The sequence below is a fragment of the Corynebacterium sp. HMSC072A02 genome (assembly GCF_001810085.1).
Lineage (GTDB): Bacteria > Actinomycetota > Actinomycetes > Mycobacteriales > Mycobacteriaceae > Corynebacterium > Corynebacterium hesseae.
The window spans coordinates 153530-162290 of record NZ_KV799849.1 but is presented as its reverse complement, the minus strand read 5'-3'; the positions used below and the strand labels follow the sequence as shown (position 1 = coordinate 162290).

The window sequence follows — 8761 nt, the reverse complement described above, 5'->3', positions numbered from 1 at the left end:
CACCACACCGCTACCATTTCAGTCTTCTGAACAGATTGGGACGCAGAGCCTGACGCCATCTGGATCAGCAACTCGCCCTGTCATTTGGTCATGCGTCATGAATACGAAGTGACCTCGACCGAAGCGTTCTACTACCCCATCGGCCAACTAGAGGAAACCTTCAACGCTCTAAATCCTGAAGTCATCTCTGACGCACGTAAATTCGCGGTCACCTTGATGCGCAACCGTCCATCCAACCTCTTCCGCCGCTGGCACAGCTCGGCGCTAGCGGGCCGTGCCTACGAGAGCATCGTGAAGGGTTAGCTCTTCGCCTCCGGCGTCGCATAGGGGCTGCGGGAGGAGTCCACCACCTGGCCGGCGTGGGCGGAGTGCGTGGTGGCGGTTTGCTCGAAGACTAAGGCGGCGGGTTTAACGCGCACGTCGGGCTTTTCGCCTTTATTGACCATGACGTACTGCCCCATCATTCCCTCGTCCTCATGCAGCAACATGTGGCAGTGGTACATGTACGGGATGGTCTTGTCCGGGAAGTGTCCAAACTCCACCAGCAGGCGCGCGGTTGCCTTCGGCGGAAGATTCACAATGTCCTTCCACCCGGAGTTGAACACATTCATCTTCTCATCGCCGTCCCAGTCCAGAACCTTGAAGCGGGCGTTGTGGATGTGGAAGTTGTGCGGCCAATCAGAGTTCTCATTGGTCACGGTCCAGATCTCCGGGGCGTCGTGATCAATGACCGTATCCACCCGCGCCATGTCCATCTGCTCGCCGTTGATCATGAAGGTGTTGAGCACGAACTCGCGCTCTTCAAGGCCCTCCGTGGACGGGGTCTTCGCCGCGGCTGGGTCCAGCGTTTCCGGCAGAGCCGGTGGCTCCGGTGCGGACTCTTCCGGCCCGGAAATGGTGAGAATGTCAAAGGAATCCTGAAAGCCGAAGTCAGCCGCATCCTTGTCTTTGGGCACCCCAAAGTTATCCTTACGCGGCACCGAGCGCAGCTGTACTTCCTCGCCGGGCTCCAAGTCCACGATAATTTCGGCGCGCTCGCCCGGGCCGAAGAGGAGGGAGTCGACTTCCACGGGGGCGTCGAGAAGCCCAGTGTCCGTGGCGATGACATGGAAGGGGCCATTGCTCAGCTCCAGTGTGTAGAAGCGCATGGAGGCACCGTTAAGCAGACGCAGGCGAACCCGGCGCGTGGTGGCGTCGAAGCGCGCATTGGTGATGCCGTTGACCACGGGCGTGGTTCCGAGAAGGCCCAGGGTGTTATCGCTTTTCTCATCGATCTGTCCGTCCTCGGTGAACTTCGCGTCCATGATGACCACCGGGATATCGTCCACACCGTAGTCCTGCGGCAAGTCAAGACCAGAGGCCACGTCATCGTCGATGAGGAACATGCCCGCCAGCCCGCGGTAGGCATGCGTGGCCGTGGCCATGTGCGGGTGCGGGTGGTACCACAGCGTGGCCGCCGGCTGGGTGATCTCCCATTCGGGTTTCCAGGTCTTGCCCACCTCAATCGGCGAGTGCGGGCCGCCATCCGAGTAGGCAGGCAACTTCATGCCGTGCCAGTGCACCGTGGTCATCTCAATGAGATTGTTGGTGATCTCCGCGCGGACCTTCTCCCCACGCCGGGCGCGCAGGGTGGGGCCTAAGAAGGGGCCGTTAAAACCCCATGTCCTGGTGCGGTCATTGCCAGGGAGAACCTCCGAGTAACCGTCCTGCGCGGTGAGCTTGATTACTCGCGTTCCGTCAATAACTTCGCCCTCTTCCACCGGCGGGATGGGCAGGGCGCGCGGCTCACTGTCATAGCCCTGCGGCTCCGGTTGATTCTTCGAGGACGATGCAGAGCATGAGCTCAACCCCATCACGGTGGCACCGGCGATGGTGAGCACGGAGCCTTGGACGAAGACACGGCGGGACACTGTGGGACGAGCGGAGATAGACATGTTTTCCAGGATAGAGATCAGGCAAACCTTAGGACCCATATAAGGTCGAGCCGGGCTTAAAATCACAGTCATGACTCAGAGCTCGTCGCACTCCCAGGAATCCGCCAATGCACGCCGCTTCGTGTGGTCGAACGGCCTGCAGGGCGTGGGCGATCAATTGCTCTCTGGAAAGACGGTCCTCCCCTGGCTGTTTAGTGTGGCCGGCGTCCCAAGCTTCTTCACCGGCCTACTGGTCCCCTTGCGCGAGTCCGGTTCCATGCTCCCGCAGGCGGCGCTAACCCCATGGGTGGTGTCCCATCCTGCCCGCAAGCGCCTGTGGGTGTTGGGGTCGATGGGCCAGGGTGTGTGCGCGGCGATCATTGCGGCGGCTGCCGTGCTTGTTAGCGGCCCCCTCCTCGGCCTCATCGTCTGCCTCGCGCTTGCTGCTCTCGCCGTGCTCCGCGCGCTGTGTTCGCTCACCGGTAAGGACGTCCAAGGCCGCACCATCTCCAAGGGTCGCCGCGGCGTGGTGACCGGCCGGGCAACACAGCTGGGCGGGGCGGTCACCCTGATTACCGGTGGCGTCCTCGCCGTTCTGGGCGAACTCCCGCGCTGGGGTCTGGCACTATTACTGGCCATCGGCGCGGCCACGTGGTTCCTTGCGGCAGCGGTCTTTCGCAGCATCGAGGAGCCCGTGCCGGAGAACTCCGGCCAGAAGGGCATAAACCGCAGCTGGTGGAAGGACACCTGGCAGCTATACACCCAGGATGCCCGCTTCCGAGCCTTCGTTAACGTCCGCGCCCTGCTGTTGGTGTCTGCCTTATCCACTTCTTTCATCGTGGTACTTTCGCAGAACATCGGCTCGCATGCGCTTAGTGGACTCGGCGGCTTCGTCCTAGCTTCGGGCTTGGCCAGCCTCGTCGGCGGCCGGGTTTCTGGTGTGTTGTCGGATAAGTCCTCCCGTCTGGTCATGTCCTGGGCCGCGGGTGCCGCGGCGATCATCTTGCTGGCCATCGTGGCCTGCGCCGCGTGGGCGCCGACAGCGGTGAGCATGTGGGCCCTTCCCCTCGGCTTCTTCCTGGTCAATCTGGCGCACGCCGCCATCCGCGTGGCTCGCAAGACGTATGTGGTGGACATGGCTGGTGAGGACAAGCGCACCCGCTACGTCGGGGCCGCAAACACCATGATGGGCGTCATCCTCCTCGTCGTCGGCGGCATCTCCGCCGTCATTGCACTCGCGGGCCCCTCGGCGGCCATCCTGTTCTTAGCGTGCATCGGTCTGATTGGCGCATGGCGTGCCCGAGCGCTCCCGGAGGTGTCACACGGGAAGTAGGCAGCACGCGTTATGATGAAACACAGTAAGTCCTGACCCCCAATCACAGGAGAAGCACACACTCGTGGCTGAAGTAACTGACTGCGCCGCCATTGTCCTGGCAGCAGGCGCAGGTACCCGCATGAAATCCTCAACCCAAAAGACGTTGCATGAGATTGGCGGGAGGTCACTTCTCGGCCACGCCCTCCACGCAGCCGCCGGTCTGAATCCGGAGCACCTCGTGGTCGTCGTGGGCCACCAGCGCGACCAGGTTTCCCCTGCTGTCGATGCCATCGCCGAGGAACTGGATTGTGCAGTATCCCAGGCGGTCCAGGAGGAACAGAACGGTACCGGCCACGCCGTGCAGTGCGGCTTGAGCGCTCTGCCGGACTTTAACGGAACCGTCATCGTGACTAACGGTGACGTTCCACTTCTGCGTCCGGAGACTTTGCGCCAGCTGCAGGAGGCCCATACCGGCGAGGGCAATGCCGTAACAGTTCTGTCCATGACGCTGGAGGATCCCACCGGTTACGGCCGCGTGCTGCGCGCCGAGGATGGATCCGTCACCGCCATCGTGGAGCAGAAGGACGCCTCTGAGGAACAACGAAAGGTGCGCGAGGTCAACTCCGGCGTCTTCGCGTTCGACGGTGCCGTGCTTCGCGACGCTTTGACGAAGCTCAACTCCGATAACGCCCAGGGCGAGCTCTACATCACCGATGTTTTGGAGATTGCCCGCGAAGACGGCCACCGCGTTGGTGCGCACGTCGCCGCCGATCCGGAGGAGCTCTCCGGCGTCAACGACCGCGTGCAATTAGCTCAAGCCGGCCGCCTGCTCAACCGCCGCGTGGTTGAGGAAGCCATGCGCGGCGGCGCCACCATCGTTGACCCCGACACCACCTGGATCGGCGTCAACGTGACCATTGGCCAAGACGTCACCATTCACCCCAACACCCAGCTGTGGGGTGCCACGACCATCGCCGATGGCGCCGAAATCGGCCCCGACACCACGCTGACCAACATGCAGGTTGGTGAAGGCGCACATGTGGTGCGCACGCACGGTTTCGACTCCGTCATTGGCGGCAACGCGCAGATTGGCCCGTTTACCTACATCCGCCCCGGCGTCATCGTGGGTGAAGAGGGCAAGCTGGGCGGCTTCGTCGAGGCAAAGAAGGCACAGATCGGCCGCGGCACCAAGGTGCCTCACCTGACGTATATCGGTGACGCCACCGTGGGCGATTATTCCAACATTGGTGCTTCCTCCGTCTTCGTCAACTACGACGGCGTCAACAAGCACCACACCACCATCGGCAGCCACGTGCGCACCGGATCGGACACCATGTTCATCGCCCCCGTCACCGTCGGTGATGGCGCTTACTCCGGTGCGGGTACAGTGATTAAGGACGACGTTCCTGCGGGAGCGCTCGCGGTCTCCGGCGGCAAGCAGCGCAACATCGAAGGTTGGGTGCAAAAGAAGCGTCCGGGCACGCCGGCAGCAGAAGCCGCCGGCAAGGCACAGGACGCCGAGGCTGACGAATAGACCACTAACTAACAACAAGTAAAGGGATATCTACCTATGACTGGCAAGGTTACCGGCAGCAGCAAGAACATGATGCTCTTCACTGGGCGCGCTCACCCAGCGTTGGCTGAGGCTGTGGCCAAGGAGCTCAAGACCGATCTGGTTCCAACCACCGCGCGCGATTTCGCCAACGGTGAGATCTTCATTCGCTTCGAGGAGTCCGTCCGTGGTGCCGACTGCTTCGTGATGCAGTCCCACACCCAGCCGCTCAACAAGTGGCTGGTGGAGCAGCTCATCATGATTGATGCGCTCAAGCGCGGCTCCGCTAAGCGTATTACCGCCATCCTGCCCTTCTACCCATACGCACGCCAGGACAAGAAGCACCTGGGACGCGAGCCTATTTCTGCCCGCCTGGTGGCAGACCTGCTGGCCGCTGCCGGCGCCGACCGCATCGTGTCCGTGGACCTGCACACCGACCAGATTCAGGGCTTCTTCGATGGCCCGGTCGACCACATGCACGCGATGCCGATCTTGGTGGACTACATCAAGTCCAAGTACCCGCTGGACAACCTCGCTGTGGTCTCCCCCGATGCTGGCCGCGTGAAGGTGGCGGAGAAGTGGGCGCACGAGCTTGGCGACGCCCCACTCTCCTTCGTTCACAAGACCCGCTCCACTACCGAGGCCAACAAGACGGTGTCCAACCGCGTCGTCGGTGACGTCGAGGGCAAGGACTGCATCCTGCTCGATGACATGATTGATACCGGCGGCACCATCGCGGGCGCTGTCCGCGTGCTCAAAGAAGCCGGCGCCAAGTCCGTGGTTATTGCGTGTACCCACGGTGTCTTCTCCGACCCGGCCCGCGAGCGCCTGTCCGAGTGCGGTGCTGTCGAGGTCATCACGACCGATACCCTGCCGCAGTCCACCGAGGGCTGGGACAACCTCACGGTACTGTCCATCGCCCCGCTGCTGGCCCGCACCATCCACGAGATTTTCGAGAACGGTTCTGTGACCACGCTGTTTGAGACTCACTAGATTTGGTTCTGCGACAACGCTGCTGCTAAAATTTTGTGCGTCTCGGCGAGGGAGAAATCCGTTATCGACGCGATAGCACAAGTTAAGCAGTGAATCTTGTATTAAGCCTGCGATGACTCGTCCAAGACGTCCATCGGCAGGCTTTTGTCGTATCTACACGGTCCTACAACAGCCCTTGCCGCACAACGATACTTTAAGGAGATTTACTTATGGCTTCTGAGCGCCCCGTACTTAAGGCTGAGGTCCGTTCTGAGTTCGGCAAGGGCTTCGCTCGCCGTCTGCGCGCTGCAGGCAAGATCCCGGGCGTTGTCTACGGCCACGCCGTCGACGTTCTGCACTTCGCCGTTGACCGCCTAGAAATGACCGCACTGGTCCGCAACCACGGTGTCAACGCCGTGTTCGAGCTGGAGCTCGAGGGCGAGCAGCACCTCGTCATGGTCAAGCACATCGACCAGAACGTCCTGACCTTCAACATCGACCACATCGACCTGCTCTCCATTAAGCGTGGCGAGAAGGTTGAGGTCGAGGTTCCGGTTGTCCTCGAGGGCGAGCCGGCTCCGGGTCTCATGTCCATCCAGGATGCCGACGTCCTCCTCGTCGAGGCAGACGTGCTCAACATTCCGGAAGAGATCGTCGTGTCCATCGAGGGTCTCGAGGACGGCACCGTTGTCACCGCTGGCGAGGTTTCCCTGCCGGAGGGCACCACCCTTGCTGCCGAGGAAGACACCGTCATCGTCTCCATCTCCGAGCCGGAGGTTGATGAGGACGTCGAGGCTGCCGCTGAGGCTGCTGAGGAAGGCGGCGCTGAGGCTGGCGCCGAGTCCGCCGACGAGTCCGCTTCCGAGGAGAAGAAGGACGAGGAGTAAACCTCCCCTCACCTATCTAACGCACCGCGCCTGCCCCCAGCTTTCTGGGGACGGGCGCGGTTCGCCGTTTTCGCCCCTACGCTGTTTAGAATGGGCAGCGTGACTCAATCTTCTTTCCTCGTCGTGGGGCTGGGCAACCCCGGCCCGAAGTACGCCGGCACCCGCCACAACATCGGCTTTGACGTGGCTGATGAGCTGGCCCGTGAGCTGTTCGCTTCCTTTTCCGTTCATAAGAAGACAAACACGGATTTCGCCGAAGCGCGGCGCGGGGACAACAAGGTGATCGTCGCCAAGCCGCGTTGCTTCATGAACTTGTCCGGCGGACCTATCAAGGCCCTCGCTCAGTACTTCAACATTCCGCATGATCACATCATCGTGGTCCACGATGAACTTGAGCTCGACTTTGCCACCATCAAGCGACGCCTCGGCGGCGGGGACCACGGCCACAATGGCCTGCGCTCCACCACGAAGTCTTTGGGCACCAAGGACTATCAGCGGCTTTCGGTGGGCATCGGCCGCCCACCTGGACGCATGGACCCAGCCGCGTTTGTTCTCAAGCCATGGAGCAAACGGGAAGCCCAGGAGGTCCCCATCATGTGCGCCGATGCGGTGGAGGAGATTCTTCGCGCGTTAGACTAGCCGGCATGAAGCTCGCTACTCTCCGCACCAGTTTTGGCACCTGCGCTATCCGCATCGATGGCCCCAACGTGGGCACCGAGCTGGATTATGAGAATGTCGGCGAATTGCTGGCCAGTCCAGACTGGCGTAAAGCCGCGCAGCTCTCCGGCGAGCCGGTGGTTTTTGACGACGCCGACCTCGCCCCCGTCATCCCGAACCCAGGAAAGATCATCTGTGTCGGCGTTAACTACGCCAAGCATGCCCGTGAGATGGGCCGCGAGCTGCCTACACAACCCACGCTTTTCATCAAGTTTCCAGAGGCTCTGACCGGCCCTTTCGATGACGTCTACGTCCCGGACTATGCCACGAAGAAGCTGGACTATGAAGGAGAGCTCGCCGTGGTCATTGGGCGCCGTGCGCACCGCGTTCCGGTAGCGGAGGCACTCGGGCATGTGGCGGGCTATGCCATCATGAATGACTACACTTTGCGCGATTATCAGCGCGCTACCACGCAGTTCCACGCCGGTAAATCCTTCTACCGCACCGCCGGCTTCGGACCGTGGTTGACCACGACTGATGAATGGGCCCCGGGCAAGGCCGCGCGGCTAGTCACGACCGTCGATGGTGAAGTCCGCCAGGACGATAACACCGATGACCTCATCTTCTCCGTGGCCGAGCTCATCGCCTTCTGTTCCTCCCTCTACCCTCTGAATCCGGGCGATGTTATTGCCACCGGCACCCCGGAAGGCGTGGGCTTCGCGCGCGGTGAGGAAGCACTGCTTGGCGACGGCTCCCGCACCCGCATCAGCATCGAAGGGCTCGGCGCGATTGAGAACACCACGCGCTTCGGCGAACCTCCCGCTGCCGGGGGCTGCGGCGAAGGCTGTATCTGTCACGGCCGTTAACATTCAGCCGTATCCAGGATCTTCAGCGAAAACTGACAGGTTTCGTTAGGGTGGGGCACCACACGTGCCCGACTGACCAAGGAGGATGAGCCTCAATGACTCTTTGCTCCCGCTTCACCGCCGCCGGCCTCGCACTATGCGCCAGCACCGCGCTGGTTGCGTGCTCTTCAGATAAAGAGGCCGATCCCGCCCCGACGCCGACTCCCGCGTCTGTGGAAACCGTGACGGAAACAGCCGTTGCAACTGGCGCGGACCAGGGCGATGTTGATGACGACGATGACCGCGATGACGACGCCCAGCTGCCTGCAGACACGGCTGCTGCCGGGGACGCCGGAAAAGCAGAGAATTCCGGGAAACTCACCGGCGATGAAGCATTCGAGAAAGCTTTATCCCACGCCGGCGTTGATGCCCAGACCGTCACAGAAAAAGAGGTCGACTACGACGATGGTGACGACGGCAAGGGCCCGCACTGGGAGATCGAGTTCAAGGCGAATGGCCAGGAACACGAACTCGACGTCGACGCCGCCAGCGGCGCGGTGACGCAACACGAGGTTGACTAAATACCTCCCAATTCGCCCCACTTGCTTAACCCCCGCGGT

General features: G+C 61.9%; 9 protein-coding genes. 8 read left to right on the top strand and 1 reads right to left on the bottom strand.

Translation table 11 applies throughout. From position 1 onward, the window contains the following. Nucleotides 1–90: 90 nt before the first annotated feature. Entirely contained in the window at nt 91–303 is a 213-nt protein-coding gene (locus HMPREF2698_RS07950) for a hypothetical protein (RefSeq protein WP_246819452.1), read from the top strand. Here HMPREF2698_RS07950 and HMPREF2698_RS07945 read toward each other — a convergent pair. Further along, on the bottom strand, nt 300–1934 hold the full coding sequence (locus HMPREF2698_RS07945) for a multicopper oxidase family protein (protein ID WP_070563493.1): 1635 nt from the start codon (nt 1932–1934) through the stop codon (nt 300–302). The genes HMPREF2698_RS07950 and HMPREF2698_RS07945 overlap by 4 nt on opposite strands. Nucleotides 1935–2004: 70 nt before the next feature. On the opposite strand from HMPREF2698_RS07945, the gene HMPREF2698_RS07940 reads away from it, so the two are divergent. The 7 genes from HMPREF2698_RS07940 (at nt 2005) to HMPREF2698_RS07910 (ending at nt 8722) form a co-directional block, all read left to right on the top strand. Then, nucleotides 2005–3246: an MFS transporter gene (locus HMPREF2698_RS07940; RefSeq protein ID WP_070563490.1), complete on the top strand. Its 1242-nt coding sequence runs from the start codon at nt 2005–2007 to the stop codon at nt 3244–3246. Between the two features lie 64 nt (nt 3247–3310). Next, nucleotides 3311–4762 (top strand): bifunctional UDP-N-acetylglucosamine diphosphorylase/glucosamine-1-phosphate N-acetyltransferase GlmU, encoded by a 1452-nt coding sequence (glmU, locus tag HMPREF2698_RS07935; protein WP_070563486.1) that lies wholly within the window; start codon nt 3311–3313, stop codon nt 4760–4762. A 36-nt stretch (nt 4763–4798) separates the two neighbouring features. Next, complete coding sequence (locus HMPREF2698_RS07930; protein WP_070520869.1) at nt 4799–5773, top strand: ribose-phosphate diphosphokinase; 975 nt, start codon at nt 4799–4801, stop codon at nt 5771–5773. A 209-nt stretch (nt 5774–5982) separates the two neighbouring features. Next, a complete protein-coding gene (locus tag HMPREF2698_RS07925) occupies nt 5983–6639 on the top strand; it encodes a 50S ribosomal protein L25/general stress protein Ctc (protein WP_070529222.1) in 657 nt (218 codons plus the stop codon). A 90-nt stretch (nt 6640–6729) separates the two neighbouring features. Continuing rightward, entirely contained in the window at nt 6730–7278 is a 549-nt protein-coding gene (gene pth, locus HMPREF2698_RS07920; RefSeq protein WP_070563484.1) for an aminoacyl-tRNA hydrolase, read from the top strand. A 5-nt stretch (nt 7279–7283) separates the two neighbouring features. Next, complete coding sequence (locus tag HMPREF2698_RS07915) at nt 7284–8162, top strand: fumarylacetoacetate hydrolase family protein (protein WP_070563482.1); 879 nt, start codon at nt 7284–7286, stop codon at nt 8160–8162. A gap of 95 nt (nt 8163–8257) precedes the next feature. Continuing rightward, entirely contained in the window at nt 8258–8722 is a 465-nt protein-coding gene (locus tag HMPREF2698_RS07910; RefSeq protein ID WP_230307889.1) for a PepSY domain-containing protein, read from the top strand. Nucleotides 8723–8761 lie beyond the last annotated feature (39 nt).

What these genes read in the sequence shown, in the direction of transcription:
- HMPREF2698_RS07950 (WP_246819452.1), top strand. Translation starts at nt 91, where the DNA reads ATGCGTCATGAATACGAAGTGACCTCGACCGAAGCGTTCTACTACCCC.
- HMPREF2698_RS07945 (WP_070563493.1), bottom strand. Translation starts at nt 1,934, where the DNA reads ATGTCTATCTCCGCTCGTCCCACAGTGTCCCGCCGTGTCTTCGTCCAA.
- HMPREF2698_RS07940 (WP_070563490.1), top strand. Translation starts at nt 2,005, where the DNA reads ATGACTCAGAGCTCGTCGCACTCCCAGGAATCCGCCAATGCACGCCGC.
- HMPREF2698_RS07930 (WP_070520869.1), top strand. Translation starts at nt 4,799, where the DNA reads ATGACTGGCAAGGTTACCGGCAGCAGCAAGAACATGATGCTCTTCACT.
- HMPREF2698_RS07925 (WP_070529222.1), top strand. Translation starts at nt 5,983, where the DNA reads ATGGCTTCTGAGCGCCCCGTACTTAAGGCTGAGGTCCGTTCTGAGTTC.
- pth (WP_070563484.1), top strand. Translation starts at nt 6,730, where the DNA reads ATGGGCAGCGTGACTCAATCTTCTTTCCTCGTCGTGGGGCTGGGCAAC.
- HMPREF2698_RS07915 (WP_070563482.1), top strand. Translation starts at nt 7,284, where the DNA reads ATGAAGCTCGCTACTCTCCGCACCAGTTTTGGCACCTGCGCTATCCGC.
- HMPREF2698_RS07910 (WP_230307889.1), top strand. Translation starts at nt 8,258, where the DNA reads ATGACTCTTTGCTCCCGCTTCACCGCCGCCGGCCTCGCACTATGCGCC.